At 59.6% G+C, this 17,602-nt stretch carries 11 protein-coding genes and 1 tRNA gene; 6 read left to right on the forward strand and 6 right to left on the reverse strand.

The window, feature by feature from the left end:
- Nucleotides 1-19 precede the first annotated feature (19 nt).
- From rd to C1719_RS14815, 4 genes are all read right to left on the reverse strand, one after another.
- A complete protein-coding gene (rd, locus tag C1719_RS14800) occupies nt 20-178 on the reverse strand; it encodes a rubredoxin (RefSeq protein ID WP_102375794.1) in 159 nt (52 codons plus the stop codon).
- Nucleotides 179-808: 630 nt separating this feature from the next.
- Nucleotides 809-1,768, reverse strand: a complete 960-nt coding sequence (gene ispE, locus C1719_RS14805) for a 4-(cytidine 5'-diphospho)-2-C-methyl-D-erythritol kinase (protein WP_102375795.1) — start codon at nt 1,766-1,768, stop codon at nt 809-811.
- On the reverse strand, nt 1,765-2,262 hold the full coding sequence (locus C1719_RS14810) for a nucleoside deaminase (RefSeq protein WP_102375796.1): 498 nt from the start codon (nt 2,260-2,262) through the stop codon (nt 1,765-1,767). The genes ispE and C1719_RS14810 overlap by 4 nt, the downstream gene beginning before the upstream one ends.
- Nucleotides 2,255-3,238: a LysR family transcriptional regulator gene (locus C1719_RS14815; RefSeq protein ID WP_245874563.1), complete on the reverse strand. Its 984-nt coding sequence runs from the start codon at nt 3,236-3,238 to the stop codon at nt 2,255-2,257. Before C1719_RS14815 ends, C1719_RS14810 begins: the two co-directional genes overlap by 8 nt.
- A 307-nt stretch (nt 3,239-3,545) precedes the next feature.
- Here C1719_RS14815 and C1719_RS14820 point away from each other — a divergent pair, with 307 nt between their 5' ends.
- From C1719_RS14820 to C1719_RS14850, 6 genes are all read left to right on the forward strand, one after another.
- A complete protein-coding gene (locus C1719_RS14820) occupies nt 3,546-5,129 on the forward strand; it encodes an FAD-dependent oxidoreductase (protein ID WP_102375797.1) in 1,584 nt (527 codons plus the stop codon).
- Between the two features lie 859 nt (nt 5,130-5,988).
- Nucleotides 5,989-9,933, forward strand: a complete 3,945-nt coding sequence (locus C1719_RS14830; RefSeq protein WP_102375799.1) for a S8 family serine peptidase — start codon at nt 5,989-5,991, stop codon at nt 9,931-9,933.
- Between the two features lie 161 nt (nt 9,934-10,094).
- A complete protein-coding gene (locus tag C1719_RS14835; RefSeq protein ID WP_180963647.1) occupies nt 10,095-11,432 on the forward strand; it encodes a sensor histidine kinase in 1,338 nt (445 codons plus the stop codon).
- The gene (locus C1719_RS14840) at nt 11,425-12,234 is read left to right on the forward strand and encodes a response regulator (RefSeq protein ID WP_219717878.1); all 810 of its coding nucleotides are present in this window, start codon (nt 11,425-11,427) and stop codon (nt 12,232-12,234) included. Before C1719_RS14835 ends, C1719_RS14840 begins: the two co-directional genes overlap by 8 nt.
- A gap of 286 nt (nt 12,235-12,520) precedes the next feature.
- A tRNA-Ser gene (locus C1719_RS14845) sits at nt 12,521-12,608 on the forward strand.
- Between the two features lie 384 nt (nt 12,609-12,992).
- The gene (locus C1719_RS14850; protein ID WP_102375801.1) at nt 12,993-14,837 is read left to right on the forward strand and encodes an FAD-dependent oxidoreductase; all 1,845 of its coding nucleotides are present in this window, start codon (nt 12,993-12,995) and stop codon (nt 14,835-14,837) included.
- Nucleotides 14,838-14,894: 57 nt separating this feature from the next.
- Here the strand turns inward: C1719_RS14850 and C1719_RS14855 are convergent, their stop codons facing one another.
- Nucleotides 14,895-15,842: a LysR family transcriptional regulator gene (locus tag C1719_RS14855; RefSeq protein WP_102375802.1), complete on the reverse strand. Its 948-nt coding sequence runs from the start codon at nt 15,840-15,842 to the stop codon at nt 14,895-14,897.
- Nucleotides 15,843-16,491: 649 nt separating this feature from the next.
- Entirely contained in the window at nt 16,492-17,577 is a 1,086-nt protein-coding gene (locus C1719_RS14860) for a CapA family protein (RefSeq protein WP_102375803.1), read from the reverse strand.
- Nucleotides 17,578-17,602: the final 25 nt, after the last annotated feature.

The raw sequence follows: 17,602 nt of genomic DNA on the forward strand, positions 1-17,602 counted from the left end.
ATCTCCTGATCGGGTGAGTTTATTCTTCCTCGAAATTTTCCTTACCGGCGCCGCACAGGGGGCATGCCCAATCCTCGGGCAGATCTTCCCACTTCGTGCCGGGAGCAATGCCGTTATCGGGATCGCCCGCTTCCTCGTCGTACACGTATCCGCAAACAGAGCAAACGTATCTTTTCATGTGAACCTCTCTCGTCCTCATTGCGCGCCGCCCGCACGGGCGCGGAGCGAACCTCTTCGCAGGCGAACTTCCTCACGCATTTACCGATTTGCCCATTATAGGCTTATTGAGAATTAATATCAATAAGGAAAGAATGCCTTTTACGGGCGATCCAGCAGCGCAGAACGTCTGCTTCACGGGGCCATGCCGATCCCGGCGTCCGCCTCGCAAGGGCGGGCCGATCCTGGCGATTACCCCCCGAAGGCGGACCAATCCTGGCACCTGTCTCCGAAGGCGGGTCAATCCTGGTTTAGCGACAAAACGAGTCCGATCTGCACAGTTTTTGCCAGATTCATACATTTGCGGTGGCACCTAGCGCCGAAATGTCCTCCGATTCGCATTCACGGAATTGGGAGGAAACCGTTTCGCCTGATCAAAAAGCTTCGAGCGCCAATTCGGAAGAACGTCCCCCAACAGGCATGTATGAATCTGGCAAAAACTGTGCAATTCAGGCGCATCGATCGTCAAACTCATCCCAAACAAGCGCCGCCGAGGCAGCATCCCGAACGTTGGTGTATCAACCCGTCCAAACGAGGAGCGGCCGCAGGTCGGCCGAGTTCGGGGCGGGCCCGCAACGAAGCCAAACGCTCGCTACCGGGGGATCACCGCCGCACGCGCCGAGCTGAATGCGGTCGTTCGCGCCCACCACCCGCGATTGCGCGCTGCGGCGACGATTCGACATGCATCGTCGAACGTTGCGCAAACGGCGAATGCAGCCGACCCGCTTCCCGACATGAGCGAGCCCTCGACGCCCTCCTGATCGGCCAACCACGCAAGCATCTCCGCAAGCCCGGGCAAAAGGGATTCCGAAGCGGCCGCAAGGTTGTTGCGCAGCGGGACGTCTTCAGCGCAAACCGCCGCAAGCGCGGCCTCTTGGTCTGCAGCATCAAGTGCAACAGGATCGGCATCGAACGCGATATACGCCGCCGAAGTAGACACGCCGCCTTCGGGCTTCACGAGAACCGCAGCTTTTTTCATGGGATCGAGCGTATGGTGAAACACCTCTCCCGCACCCGTCAGACACGCGCATCCTCCGTGAAGGAAGAACGCCACATCGGCACCCAGCTCGCATGCGGCCTCGCGAATTTCCGGCGCATCGGCATCGACGCCCCAGAGCTTTGCGGCGCCGACCAAGGCGGCGGCGGCATCGGACGATCCCCCGCCTAACCCCGCCTCGTGGGGAATGTGCTTTTCGATGCGCACGGAAATCAATTCGTTTTCCGAGCGGCCGAGCTTGCAGGCAAGCAGAGCGATCGCCTTGTGCACGATGTTGTCCTCTGAAGCGATGCTCAACTGCTCCAAACCCTCGCGCGCGTGGCAAGATACCTCGATCTGCAAACCTCCACCACCTTGCGCGATGCAGTCCATATGGAGCACGTCGTGCAGCGTGAGCGCATGCATGACCGTCGTGGCCTCGTGGTATCCATCGGGACGCTTCTCTCCGATATTGAGAAACAAGTTGGTTTTCGCCGGCGCGACGAGCTTCACCATACCCTCGCGCTCGAAAGCGGCCAGCGGATCGGACACTACCATGGGTGCGTTTTCGTTCATGCTTTCTTTTTCTTCCTTTTGTTTGAAAAAAACGTGCTCAACAGATCCGCGCATTCCTCTTCACGGACCCCCGCTAAAACTTCGAAGACGTGGTTGAGACGCTCGTCTTCGTTGATTCGATACAACGTTCCCACAGCCCCCGCCTTCGGATCGGGCGCGCCGAACACGCAACGGTCGATTCTGGCTTGATGCATGAGCCCCGCGCACATGATGCACGGCTCAAGCGTCACGTACACGGTGCAGCCGGTGAGCCTCCACACGCCAAGCTCTTCCGCCGCCGCTTTCATGGCCAAGAACTCCGCATGACCTGCGGGATCCTGCGTGCTTTCGCGAAGATTGCACGCCGAAGCGATCACGCGCGGTTCGGCCAGCGGCTTGCGCGTGGCAGGATCGATGGGGTGGTAGACGACGATGGCCCCGATCGGAACCTCGTCGAGGCTTTCGGCCTTGCGGGCCTGCTCGATCGCAAGCCCCATGTACTCTTCGTCAGTCATGGCAACTATTATAGACGATCTCCCGCCCGCACTCTGCCTGCTCTTCGCCCGTCTCGAAGAACGCATCGAGCTCCGCTTCCTTGCCATACCGCTCGAGCAGCCGTCTTGCCACGACCCGCCCCGTTTCGCTCAAGTCGGGCCTGAACACGAACATCGAATCCATCTCGATCGGGGCATTCACGAGCAGGCGCATGCACACCTGATCGGTTACCAGCGCTTTTGCATAGTGCGTTTGGATGATGAAGCAATCCTCGCTTGTAGATACCTGTGCAAGCATCAGGTTCTTATCGTGCAACAGCAACTCGCACTTAATGCCGTGATTCCTGAACGCCGTTTCGTACAGCCGACCCTTATAGGGGCTCGTCTGGATTACGGTTTTACCCCGCAAATCGGTCTCGAAATCGATGCACTTCTTCCGAGCGAGCGGATCGTTCACGCTCAGCAGGACGGAAAGGCTGTCGTCGCAAAGCTTGATTGTCGGAAGGCCGAAGTCATCAGGCGGCTTGACGGTGAAAGCGAACTCCATCTCGCCCTCGGCAATGGCATCCCAAAAGGCATCGTGATCCCCGTCGACGATTTCGATTCTGATGCTCGCATCGCCCTGAAAGCTTGCCAGGAGATCGCGCTTCTGATCGTAGCCGACGTACATGCTGAGCAACCCAACCCGCACCAGCTCAGGCGCCGTCTTTTCGGCATCCCGAACATCTGCAACGCACGCATCCCACAGCCGGTCTTCCTCGCGAAGGTAGCGCAAAAGGATGCGGCCCGCCTCCGTCAGCTCGACGCCCTTCTTCCCCCGAACAAACAGCTGCGCGCCGATCTGCGCCTCAAGGGCCCTCATGCTTTTCGAGAGGCCCTGCCGTGACAAATACAGCGCGTTCGCCGCCTGCGTGATATTGCCGGCAGAGCTAAGCGTGCAAAAGTAGCGTTTCTGATCGGTATCCATACGGAACTTCGCCACAGTTTCCACCCCCATGGCCATCGGTTCATCCCATTGCCGCAAGCCAGCCGAAACGAACTGCCGTGCGGCCATCCCATGGGCTCAGTATAGGCAAAACGCCTGCATTCACAAGACCACATGTCTGATGCACAAGGACGCATGTCGAGAACGATACCCGGAACAGATCTCCTGACGTGGCCTTATACCGAAACGTAAATTCCGAGTTGACGTATAGAGGCGCCAAAGAGTTTCTTTTCGCTTCGATTCTCCGAACGTATAGTGCCGAATAACGCGAGCCGAGGAACTCGCACCGCACAACAACGCACAAGGAAGGGAGATTGCCATGGGAAATCTTACTCGTAGGGACCTGCTCAAGGGATTGGCCATCGGATCGGTAACCGTCGCATCCGCCGGAGCACTTTCGTCATGCGCCCCATCGGATAAGGAGGCCGGAGAAAAACCCGCGGCCGGCTCATCGCAGGAATCCGCAGCATATAAATACGCCAAGCGCCAAAGCGATGTCGCAAACATGCAGCAGACCGAAACCGACGTACTCGTGATCGGCGGAGGCGGCGCGGGCATCTGCGCGGCGCTCAGCGCGGCCGAACAGGGTGCAAACGTCGTACTTTGCGAGAAGATGAGCGTGCTCGGCGGCGCCACCATGCTCTCGAGCGGCAAGATTCCCGCAGTCGGAACCAAGCAGCAAACCGACATGGGCGAAAGCGACAGCATCGGCGCCTGCGTCATGGACATCATGCGCCCGAACAACTACAGCGTGCGCCCCGATCTCGTATACACCGTGACCGAGCAGTCGAAAGACATCGTCGAGTGGACTGAATCGCACGGCGCTGTATGGACCATCGATGCCGCACTGTACTACGGGCAAACCGCCCATCGCATGCATACGACCAACGATGCCGGAAAAGGCCTCACCGATGCCCTGATCGCAAGCATGGGCGAAAACAGCGCCATCACCCAAATGCTCTCCTGCGAGATCCTCGGCCTCGTGCTCGCCGATGACGAGGACGCCGTCGTAGGAGCGTACGGTAAAAACGGCAGGGACGAGGTCGCCTTCATTGCGAAGAACACCGTTTTGGCATCAAGCGGATTCGCCAACAACCCCGACATGCTCGCACAGTACTGTCCCGAAGCAGTCGACGCCTTCAAGATGGTTGCCCCCGGAGCCACGGGCGAGGGCATCCTTTGGGCGCAGGAACTTGGCGCCGAACTTCAAAACATGGGAGCCTACCAAGGACATGCATTCCATGGCGTTGACAACGACCAGACGCTTGAACAGGGAATTGCCAACAACGGCGGCATCATCGTGAACCAGGAAGGCAACCGCTTCATGAGCGAGTACGGCGGATATTCCGAACTCTCTCCGCACGTGCTCGCCCAAACCGATCACATCGCCTATCTCTGCTTCACCGACACCCAGGTCGAGAAGAGCGTGAAATTTCCCGAGTGGGAAGAAGCCGGCATCGTTATGAAAGCCGGAAGCGCCGCCGAACTCGCAGCGGCGATCGGAGCGGATGCGGCTACGCTCGAAAAGACGATCGCGGAATACCAGGAGGCAATTGAAAAGGGCGAAGACAAGTTCAACCGCGCCCACCTGCCCGCCGGCTTCGATGCGCCGTACTACGCGCTTAAGATCACCGGTGAGATTCGCCACACGCAAGGCGGCATGGCAACCGACGTGGCGGGGCATGTGCTGCGCACGGATAAAAGCCTCATCAAAGGTTTGTACGCCGCAGGCGGATGCACCGAGGGATTCTCTTCGCGCGGAGGTGCGGCCTACATGAGCGGCAACGGCCTCATTCAAGCGCTCGTGTTCGGCAAGATCGCCGGCGCGGCCGCCGCAACCGAAGACCGCGAGTCGGCAACGCTTACCGAGTGGACCAAGAGCGATATCGACGCCTACAAGTAGACGAACAGCCCCGTGCGGATCACCGACCAAGCGATCGGCGATCCGCACTTCTCGAACGCTATGACGGTTTGCATCTGAAGGAATCCGCTCTCAGCGTCGAATCGGCTCACCTGAGCGCTTCCTCGACGGCCCGAAGTCCAGATTGTCGCCCGACACTCGAGAGCACCGCCTGACACTCGAGAGCGCTGCATCGCTTCATGCTCGATGGCGAACCGGCCACGCTGCACGCCAAAGTGCGATTTTTCGCCGAAAAGAACCGATCTGAAGGAACCCTCCCAAACCGCAGAGAAAACGTCCCCTGCGGAGCACGAGAAACCCCAGCTCACAGCAGCGCCCGAAACCTTCTTGCCAAACGGCCATTCGACAACGCCTCCGAAAAGCCCCGAAAGCCGCCAAAATCCCTTCAGATCGATCGTTTACGGCGAAAAAATAGGATTTGGTGCACGGTTCGGGCTGGACTCCAATACCCGGGAACCTCTCACCCGGGAACATCATGCCTCCGTGGACAAGGCTCCCGAAGGCACGATGTTCCCAGAGGCAAGGCTCCAGGGGCTGTTCGGAATGCGCGAGGTTCCCGGGGCTGCCCGGGGCGCGCAAGACTGCCGGGGGTTCGCAAGACTGCCCAGGGTGCGCAAGGCTACCGGGGGGGGCGAGGCCGCCGGTGCGCGCACCTATCTCGAATGCAATGCGCCGCCATGCCCGCGCATCAGCGAGTTCGCACCGCAACCGCAGCCCTTCCCCCGCCCGCTGTTGCAGGTTTGATGCACCTTCTTCCCTATACTCGGCTCCATGACGCTGCATGTGCTCCGAAAAGCACGCATGCATCAATCGAGTTGGCAGACAGTAAGGAACAAGGATTATGGGAAAAAATCCGAACAGGCCGTTCAGATCGGGTCGATTCGCGCAAATCGCCATCTGCTTGGGGCTCTCGCTTGTTCTCGCGGCGGGCCAGACGCCCATCGTAGCGCTCGGCGACACGACGCCAAGTGCCGATAGCACAGCAGCCACCCAGCCAGAACGCATTCGAGAAATGCTCAACCAGGGCGACTATATCGAACACGAGGCGCTCGCTCTTGTGCGGTCGGACATTGCCGCGCCCACCAACGATGCTATGAGCATGCTCTCAAGCGCCGAAACGGTCATGGATGTTTCATCCGAAGCCGTTGCGGAGGTTGCCGGCAAGGCAGACGCACCCGCCGAGATGAGAAATGCTTCCGCGGGAATCAGCACATTCTCCGCAGATGATGAAGCAAGCACACCGTCCGCCGTCATCATCTGCGTGCGCGACGAATCGAAAAGCACCGAGCAGCTGATCGAAGAGCTGCTTGCAACCGAAGGCGTTCTCGTGGCCGAGCCCAACTACCTCGTGGAGAGCGCCGACAACGCCGGCGAAGGCGGCGCCGGCGCAATGACCAATCCCAACGGCGGTTCGGCAACCACCGACGAAGGCTCCTCCGACGACGCGAATTCGAACGACATCGGCCCCGCCAACAGAATCGCGCCGCTTGCCGCCGACGCCGCCGATACCCCCGTCCCGGAGGCCGCCGTGCGCGCGGTAGGCAGCGTCGTCGACGCCACGGAGTTTCAATGGGGCAAACGCAACGACGGCCGACTGGCCGGAAGCGCCTACGCAGGCGAAGACATCAACTACCCCGCTTGGAACCAGCAAGCCGGCGTTGGCGGCTCCGGCCCGATCATCGCCGTGCTCGACTCCGGCGTCGACGGCAGCAACCCCGACCTCGAAAACAAACTCTGGGACAGCAGCGCCTACCCCGAGCTCGCAAACTACCCCGGCGGCGATGCGCACGGATTCTCCGCCAGGGAGCGCAACAGCACCACCGTAGCCGCCAGCGACAGCTCCCACGGCACGCACGTTGCCGGCATCATCGCTGCGGAGTGGAACGGCGAAGGCACGTCGGGCGTATCCCAGAACGCGCGCATCATGGCGCTCAGGCACCACGACGACACCCTCAGCATCGTCGCATGCTTCGCCTACGCAGCAGCCGCCCAGAACGCAGGCGTTCCGCTCGTAGCCATCAACTGCTCGTTCGCCATCGGCGGCGGCGCGTCCACCATCGTCGACACCGCCATCACTGAAGTGGGCTTAGGCGCCAAGAAGGACCAGAAGGGCGCTATCTCGATCTTTGCAACCGGCAATTCCCACACCGATGTCGACAAGACCTTTTACTCGGGATCGCTCCTTTCCGAAAACCCCTACGTGATCGAGGTCAACTCGATCGACGCGAACGGAGACATCTCGTTGTACAGCAACTACGGCGAAAAGACCACCGACCTCGCCGCCCCCGGATCAACGAGCCTCTCGACCTATCCCGTTTCACAGCAGGTCTACAACGGCGAACTCGATTCAGCGCCAACGCTCTACGAGAGCTTCGATTCGCAAAGCGATGCAGCCACGGGAGTCGACCTCAATTTCAAGGTATGCAAGCAAAGGCCCGACGGATCCTACGAGCAGCCGAGCGACCCGGCGTCGACGACCGACGAGCGCTCTTTCGACGGCGATACGAGCCTCATGCTCGAATACACTGGCGATACCAACGCGGTGGGCAACCCCGTAACCCAGATGGTCATGAGCGATGCGATCAACATCAGCGCCGCTCGCGAAGCAGGCAGTGCCGAGTATTTGAGCATTCGATTCGCCACCCCCTTCGAAAAGGGGAAGGATCGCTCGGCTCAAATCTCGATCGGAGTATTCACCAAAGACGACGGGGCGGGCAAGCAGGCCGCCATGCTCTCGCAGGTTGCCAACTCCTTCATGGCAGTCGACGGAAGCTGGGGAGGCATGACCTTCAAGCTTCCCGACAGCGTCGTCGGCGCAGACGGCGTCGAGCGCGAGATCGACTACGAGAACTTCCAGCTCATAATCACGGGTACTTGCATGGACGTCGATATGACTGCCGGCAAACGCCTGACCAGCGTTATCGGGGAAAGTGTCCTCGTCGATTCCATAGGTATCGGCTCAACGACCGCGCCCTACGCCTACACCCAGGGCACCTCGATGGCAGCCCCCGAGGTAACCGGCGCTGCCGCCGTGATCGCCGAGAACAGCACCTCGCGCGGCATCGAGCTTGCCGCACGCGTGCGCGCCGCCGCAAGCCCCTCGGCAAACCTCGAAGAAGGACTCTGCCTTTCCAACGGCACGATCGACGTGCAGAAGGGCATCGACAATCCCGGGCCCGCCATCACGGGAATCGAGCGTTCCCAAGATGGAAAATCAATTTTAATCTGGGGATACTGGTTCCACGACGTCGATAAGCTCGAGGTAGCAGTCGACGGATCGCCCGCCGTCGTCACGAAAGTCGACTCGGGCGAAGGCGGCCAGATGGTTATCACCGCCGAGCTCCCGAGCGATTTCACGGGAGGCCAGGTGGAAGTTCGCGTGCGCAACACCGACACCGGCGAATACGCCCGCGAGTTCCCCGTGCTCGGTCGCAGCGCGACCACGACCTACTACGAGAAAAACCTCGCCCTCCCCCACGCGATCGAAAAGTGGGACAAGGCGCGACTCGTCGGCTACAACGGCGATATCTACGCCATGCCGCAGGTCAGCATGTTCCGTATGAACGAAATATACCCGTCGTTCGAGCGCTACAGCATCGATGACGATTCCTGGACCACCATCGATCTGCCCCAAGAGGTGATCGATTCGGTCAACCCTGGGGCAGATGGGGTGCACGGCATGTCCGCCACGCCATACGACGGCAAGCTTGCCCTACTCGTTACAGGCGAAAAAGAAGCGCTGTGGACGCTCGATCAGAGCGGAGCATGGAACTGCATCTGGGCGGCATCGGACGATGCAACTACGGAATGGGCCTCGTACGGCACGCTCGCAAGCGACGGCACGTACCTGTACTCGTTCGGCGGCTCCGAAGACAACGGAGACACCTTGTCGGTTCTCCGCTTCGATGGCGCGAGCGAATGGGAGTATCTCGGCGACCTTTCGCGTACCGCGTTCTCGCCCGAAGTCAGCTACAGCGACGGCATGTTCCTCGTATCGAGCGGCTACAACTCGAATGACCAGGGTGCGCTGCAATCAGGTGCCGAGTGCATCGAAATCGATGCCGACGGAAACATGGAGGAAACCGTGCTCGACCTCTCGCAGCTCTACACAGGATCGGGAGCCCAGCCCGTGGCGTCGGGCGCGATCAAAGGCGGATTCATGCTCGTCGGCCCCGAAAGCGACGACGGTTCAGCCGACACCTACGTTCTCGGAAGCACGCTTGCCAACGCCGCCACCGCATTCGATAAGCGCGCGTCCGATCTGGCTCTTCTCGCACCGTCCGCACTCGCCTACAAAGGCACGTTCTATGTGCTTTCGAAGCTTCAGGGATCAACCGAGAACAACGGCTACGCGTTCGTGGCAACAGGTGCGGAAACGAACGAGGCCGCAGGAGATGCCGCCGACACCGAAGGCCTGCGGTACTGGTACGAGCAGGCGCGCGCCGTAGACATGTCGAAGTACACCGAAGAATCGGCTGAGGTTTTCTACCAGGCCTACCTGCGCGCACAAGCGCTGCTCGAATCCAACCCCACCATCGACGAGCAGGCAGCCGTGGATGAAGCGGCAGCCGATCTCAAGCTTGCCATCGAAGGGCTTGTCGAAAAGGAAGGCGGCCAAACCGGCGGTCCGACCGACCTCGACACGCCCGACGCAAACAAAACCTACGACCTGGCCAAAACCGGCGACGACACCGCTTCTTTGGCCGCGTTCGCACTGGCTGGCGCAGGCCTAGCCGCACTGGCGGGAATCGCAGCGCTCCTCGTGCGACGCCGCATGAACCGATAAACAGGTACCGAGCAAAGGCTCGGGTACGAACCCAGCCCCTGGCGCGCTCAGCGATGCGCCAGGGGCTTTTCGTTTGCATTTGTTGTATTCTTGTTGCACCTACCTCCCTATCATGTCGGCGCTACGTCAGGAGCGAAAAACTACGACAAGGATGGATTGCGATGCAGGGCATGGAGCTGCTCAACCTCACGCTTGACGGATACAGCGCCGTCCTCTGCGCGATGATGGCGATTTACGTGCTGCTCGTCGATAACCGGCGCGATCGGGTAAACCAATGCTTTGCGGGAATCTGCTTTGCGAACGTCGTCATGGCAATCGGCGACATGACGACATGGCTGTGGGCACCGCCGCTCGACGCAGTCGAAGTTTCCGTTCTCACGATCGGAAACTTTATCTTCTGGGTCATGCCCGCTCCCATGTTTTTATGCTTCACGGGCTACATCGTTTCGTTTCTGCGGCGGCGAACCACGGTACCCGCCGGCTATCTGCGATTTTCCGCGGCGCTGTTCATCGTCTACCTTGCGGGATGCGTCGCCTCGCTCGTCAACGGCATGTTCTTCAGCGTCACGCCGGAAGCAGGATACGTGCGCGGCGATTGGTTCTGGTTCGGACAGGTGATACCTATCGTGCTTCACGCACGCAACGCATGGATCGTTTTTCGCTATCGATCCCATCTGAGCACCAAGGAGCTCCTTTCCTTCTCCGTATACGTTTTTCTGCCCCTTATTGCCGAAGCAGCACAGGTCGCCATCTTCGGCCTTGCGCTCATGAACACCGCCGTTGCCCTTGCCACAACCATCGTGTTCATGAACATCCAAGCCGCGCATCGCGCCGAACTCGCCGAGCGCAGCCGTCAGCTTGCCGAAGCGCGCGGCGACATCATGCTGAGTCAAATACAGCCGCACTTCCTCTACAACACGCTTACCGCCATCCGAGAGCTCTGCCTAACCGATTCGACCGAAGCGGCCCGTGCGGTCACGAGCTTTTCGCGGTTCCTGCGGGAAAACATGGCATCGCTCACCAGTAAAAACCCCATTCCCTTCGAACGCGAGCTTCGCCACGTGCAGACGTATCTCGAACTCGAACAGCGGCGCTTCGGCGATCGACTGCGCGTGGAGTACGCCATCGGCCCCACAGATTTCTCCCTGCCGCCGCTCGTCGTGCAACCGCTCGCAGAAAATGCGGTCCGGCACGGCGTAACCAAACGTACCGAAGGCGGCACCATCCGCATCTCCACAACGAAACTCCCGAACTCCTACGTTGTAACCGTAGAGGACGACGGCGTGGGCTTCGCTCTTGACCACGAGCAGGACACGGATGTCTTCCTCGGCAACGGCACGTTCGTGCCCGGCCAAAGCGAGAGACAGCATGTGGGGATCGCCAACGTGCGCACGCGCCTTGCCGCAACCTGCAACGGCTCGCTGCGCATCACCAGCAACCCGGGCAAAGGAACCGTCGCCCATATCATCATACCGTTGACGGGAGCATTCCATGACTAACCTGCGCATGATGGCCGTCGATGACGAGCCACTCGCACTCGGCGATCTCACCCGAGCGATCGAAGCCGAGGTGGACGATTGCAGCCTTCAGAGCTTCCTCTCCCCCGTCGAAGCCCTCGATTACGCCCGATCGCATACGATCGACGTCGCGTTCTGTGATATCGAGATGCCGGGTATAAACGGCCTCGCCTTCGCCAAAAGCCTCAAAGACCTGCATCCCGAAGTCCACATCGTATTCGTGACGAGCTTCGAGAATTACGCACTCGACGCTTTCGCCCTCCACGCAACGGGATACCTGCTCAAGCCCGTCGACGCGGAAGAGCTTCGCCGCGAGCTCACCTTCATCTACGAACGGCACCCGCACGCCCATGCGCGCATACAGGCGCGCACCTTCGGCGGCTTCGAAGTGAAAGTCGACGGCAAGCCGCTCGCGTTCAAGCGGTCGAAAGCAAAAGAGCTGATGGCGCTTTTGATCGATCGCCGCGGAGCAGGCATATCGAGTCGCGAGGCATGCGCGGCGCTTTGGGAGGACGAGCCCTATGGAGCCACCCAGCGCAGCTACTACCAAACAGCCGTGGCCGATCTGCGTGCCGCGCTTGCGGCGGCGGGTGCAGAAGATGTCCTGGTCAAAAGCTGGAACAGCCTGGCCATCGACCCCGAAGCAGTTGACTGCGACCTCTACCGATTTCTCGCAGGCGATCCGATCGCCGTGAACGAATACCGCCACGACTACCTTCCCGCATACTCCTGGGCCGAATTCTCCATCGGGCGAATCGAGGAAGAGGGCTTGCGGCGGCGGTAATTGCAACGGCATACGGCGCCAAAGATCCCGCGGCGGCGCCCCCTTCCCAGCGAGCCGCCATCGCACTCGCATGCCAGCCGAATTTCACGGCGAGCCCATAGGCGAAAACCCGCGCGCTGCATCCCGGGTCCTCCCGTCCGAACGGCGGAAGAACATTGCCATCTGCACGGCAATCCGCTAACATCCTTTACACGTGCTTTGGCAATCCGATATCAACGAAGCATCGGCGCGAAACCCTTTCGGGAATCGCACCGCAAACGATGGAATCGGAAGTCGACGGCAACACGGAGGAATGGCCGAGTGGTTGAAGGCGGCAGTCTTGAAAACTGTTAACGTTCACGCGTTCGTGGGTTCAAATCCTACTTCCTCCGCCATAAAAACGATAACGCCCGCACGGGCGTTTTTTTGTTGCAGGGCGGTTATTGCGCAGTCTTAGCCAAGACGAAACTTCGATGGCCGGCGTCTCGCATGGGCAGCTGCCCTCATGGGTTCGTCGCAAAACCTGGGCTACGTCGCAGCAGCTATGGCGAAAACAATCAAACCGCATTCGGCATAAAGACGGCGTTAACGAAGCCGCATTATAGCCCAAGAGCCGCAAGCGCCCCTGGTTGAAAACCCTTCACCCCCTTTCGATTTTCGTCGTCCTGCGCGCAAACCGCGCTCCACCCTTCCGCAACCCTCTCTTTCTACACGCTATCTGGCGGGTAGCATGAATATCATCCCGGGATGGATGCACTCAAAAGGAAGGGAGTTCCACCATGAAAGAGAACGAATACGAGGGTACCGGGCAAAGCGACAGCCACCACGCTTTATCGAGGCGCGGATTTCTCAAAGGAGCGGCTGCAACAGGAGCGCTAGCGGCGGCAAGCGCCGTGTTCGCAGGATGCTCCTCGCCGAACAAAACCGATTCGACTCCAGCCTCCGACAAAGAAGACAGCGCAAAAGCGGCATTCGAAGCCGAGGCCGCACCGATCGACCCCGTTGAGCCCCCGGCCTCATGGGACGGAGAAGCCGATGTGATCGTCGTCGGTTCGGGCGGCGGCGGCATGGCGTCTGCCATTCGCCTGGCAATGGATGGATACGATGTCATCATGCTCGAAAAGGACCAGACTACGGGTGGTGCCTCGCGGTATTCGGGCCATTTCGTCAACTTCGGCGGGCACAAACTGGCCGAAGAGGCTCAATGGGCGTACCCGAGCTACCCCTATGACCCCGACGCCATCGTCGAATATCTGAACGACCTTTGGCAGCAAAGCGCCGATCCTGCCTTGCTTCGCGTGCAAGCGGTCGAGGGGCCGCACTGCATCGATTGGATGGCCGATACGCTCGGCGTGCCCTGGGCGCCCGCCGACAGCACCCCGTCGGGCATGCGCAGCCTCCATTGGGACGGTCAGATCACCAAAACCAATGCCATCAAGATCAACGACCACACGTTCAACTACCTCACCGACTTCGCTACCGAACAGGGCGTCGATATTCGACTGGGCACCGAGGCGAAAGCGCTGGTCGTCGACCAGGGAGCGGTTGTCGGCGTAAAAGTCGCCGCAGCCGACGGTGAATCCTATCTTCACGCCGGAAAGGCCGTCGTGCTCACCGCGGGCGGTTTCGAGATGAACCGCGCCATGCTGAAGAAGTACCTGCCATCGAGCTTCGACGGCTTCGCAAACGTACCCTGCCCGCCGTGCAACACCGGTGAATGCATCCGCATGGGCATCGGCGCTGGCGCCGATATGTCCGGATACGATTCTTCGCATTGCTACGACGGCGGCGTCTGGTGGAAGGATTACGATCAATACGAAACCCGGATGACAGCGCACGTCAACAAGGATGGGAATCAAGCCGTGCGCCAGCCCTGGCTCCTTCTCAACAGTTCGGGCGACCGCGTTCCATACCTGGGAACAACCTATCAACCCTACCCCTACGCCCCATCCGGATCGCCCTATGTGTTCGGCCTGACCGACCAAGCCGTTGTCGAAATGATGCAGCCAGGCAACCGCACCTTCGTATGTTTTGATTCGAAGTACGAGGATCTCGTCTCCGAAAACTATTTCAAGCAGGGAGTTTGCAGGGTCGGCAAGATCATTCCAGACGACGACCCGCTCATCGATCGCGTACCCGAGTGGCAACGCGACTGGCGCACTGGGTTCGAGATGATGGTGGAAGACGGGGCCGTCAAGAAATGCGACACGGTCGAGGAGCTCGAAGAAGCGCTCGGGCTCGACAAGGGGCTGCTCGTCAACGCCGTTAAATCCTGGAACGAAGCGTGCGACGCGGGGGAAGACAACATGCCTACCTTCAAATACGACCCGAGCTGGATGATCCCCATCAACGAGCCGCCGTATTACGGCGCCGCGATCGGCGGAAACATCTTCACGACAAAATGCGGTCTGCGCATCAACGATAAAATGCAGGTCATCAACGTCGAAGGCGAAGTCATCCCCGGCCTGTATGCGGGATGGCATACGGCTGGCGGCGCCAACGGAGAAAGCAATATCGCAGGAAAGCCGTTCGGCGGAATGTACGGTGACGTTTGCCAATCGTTCGTCGGAGGATACATAGCCGCAGGCTCCATCATAACCGCAGACGGAAAAGACGCTTCGTAGCTGACGGTCGCTCCAAATGCACGCAAGGACGCACCCCCTCATCGAGCGGGGTGCGTCTTATCGAGAACAGAGCTCGCTGCTTTGGATTCGCCGCACCAACTCACTCACATACATTTGCCCGATATCATCGAAAGCGCTCGGATCATATATGAGCAGCATATCTGCTGCCACCGTGAACTCTTCGACGGAAAACATCCTGAAATCCTTACGCGACCGAAACGTCGGATGCAAAGCCTCCACGACCATCCCGAACCCATTGTGAGGAGTGGAGAACATATAGTCGGTATAAGTTGCAAACGGCTGATGATCGACCTTGATATCAACCCCCGCAACCTTGAAGTAATCAACGAACTTGCCCCCGGCGGATACCATGTTGTCAGTATTGCCGAGAAGAAGCGATTGGCCTCGCAGATCTTCGGCGGTAATCTCGGGTTTTTCAAAAAGCGGATTATTCTTCGTGACCCAGAAATATATCTTCTCGGTGCCGAGACGCAACACCTCGACCTCCGAAGGAAAGCCGAAATCATCTGGAACGCACGATTCGTCGACGCCCCTAATCCGAGGATACATGGTCATATCGACCTTTCCCTCGACAATAGCCGCCAAATTGGCATGCGTCGAATAACCGAAGCGTATGTCGACCTGAGCTTCGGGGTATCTGGAACGCAAGCTATCGCGAGCAGCTCCGATATGCTCCTCGAGCACCGGATAACCGAGCGTTCCAACCAAGAGCGCCGTCGAATTTTGGGAAAGGGCTCGACACTCGAGAAGAGCCGTATCCGCCATCTTCACTATTTCGCGCGCATGCTTCAAGAACAGCTTGCCGCCAGGCGTCAGCTCGAGAACCCCGTTTCTCTTGATAACGAACGAGATGCCTACCTCGCTCTCAAGTGCCTTGACGTGCGAACGCAAGGCAGGCTGAGAAATGAAAAGGTCTTCGGCCGCTTTTGTATAGTTGAGCGTGTCGGTAAACGCGATGAACTCTACAAGATGCGCAGTCTCCATAGCTCCCCATAAGAACGCCGATTACATCCCCTAGTTCATCATATACGAGAAAGGGTCTCACTGCATGGGTTTCTTCTCGCCAGAGCAAACCTCAACCAACTATCTGGTACCCGCCAAGCTGCGAGCGTCAAGAAATATCGGCGCTCCTTCGCCCATCCGCAAACCAAAACGACTCACGCAGGAAACGGAGCTCCCAGGTGCAGATACGCACGCTTTGCGAACGGCACTCCGAGGCGCTCGCCAAACGACGCTCGTGAGCAAAAGGGGCACCTGGGGACGGATAATTTCGGTTTTGTACGCTCGAAGTTCTCAGCTGCATTCGGAGACTTCGGGCGGCAAAAAACGACCGGCTTTCGACCTGGGATTCTTCTGGCATTACCGATCGGCGTGTCCTCGCGAAGCAAAATCCCAATCCGCGGAGGCAGGAAACAGCATACAAAACCGAAAAAACCTGTACCCAAGTCAAGGTTTTTCTCACGAGAACGCACGATTGCGCCGCCAAGCGTGCCCAGCGCAGCTCGGGGAAGCGCCTGCAGAGGATCGAAGGCTCGGCAGCAATCGGGACAGACGGCGCCCAGGCACTCGCCGGTAGGCGACGCGACTTTCTCCTCAGGGCCATCGGGCGCGCCAGCCGTAGCCAGCCGCTGCCCTACTCTGCCCGCGAGGCGATGCTCGCGTTGCTGTCGGCGATCTTCGCTTCGATGCGCTCTTTGTCGGCGCCCTCGGCGATCGTGGGCTGGTAGTTGTTGCGCTCGCTGTTCGACGAGATCAGGCAGGGGATGATTTCGACCGCATCGTCGGTCTCGATCCCGCCTTCGGCCACCGTGAACGTCTGCTGGAAGATATAGCAATCGGGGTCGAACAGCGTGCGGCTGCCCCCGTAGCAGAAGTTCCCCAACCCATAGATGATGTAGCGCCCGTTGTACTTCTCGTACCCCTGTAAAACGTGCTGGTGAGAGCCGACCACCACCGTGGCGCCCGCGTCGATGGCGCTATGCGCAAGGGCTATCTGATCGTCAGTTGGATTGTATTCTCGCATGACGCCCCAATGCATGAACACGATGATGATCTGGGCGCCCTCGTTCTGCGCAGTTTGGATGTTCGCCACCACCTGATCTTGGATACCGAGCCCCAAACTCAGCATGTTCGCGCCGATGAGTGCCACTTTGACGCCCTTCACATCCCGATAGGCGACGATCTCGTCACCGAAAGCGGTCACGCCCGCAGCATCGAGGGCAGCAAGCGTGTCGCCTCGGCTGTTCCATCCGTAATCGTAGATGTGATTGTTCGAAACGGTGGTCGCCTCCACGCTGCTGCGCGCGAAGATCTCCGCATACAGCGGCGCGCCTTTGTAGGCATATTCCTTGTCTTCGCGCGTCGTGGCCTCGGTGAGCACACCCTCGCAGTTCGACACCGTAAGATCGTCGGCCTCGAAGATGCTCTTCACGTTGGCGAAGAAATAGTCGGGGCCCTGCGCATCGTAATAGCCCGTGAAGCTCGACTCGTAGTCGAAGCTCTCTTCGGTTCCGAGCGTGCAATCGCCTGCGAACGTGATGGTTATGCCCGTCGGTTCTTCCTCAGAGGCAGCAGGCGGCTCGAAGGAGCCTTCCGAAACGGCGAGCGAATCGCCTCCTGCAGGCGCACCCGATTGAGGCGAGGCGCTCTGAACCAGCGCATACGCGCCCGCCACTCCCCCAGCGACCAGCGCGAGCAGCACGGCAAGCGCGATCAGCATGGGGCCTGTCTCTTATACACACCCT

The sequence above is a fragment of the Raoultibacter massiliensis genome (assembly GCF_900199545.1).
GTDB classification, from domain to species: Bacteria; Actinomycetota; Coriobacteriia; order Coriobacteriales; family Eggerthellaceae; genus Raoultibacter; species Raoultibacter massiliensis.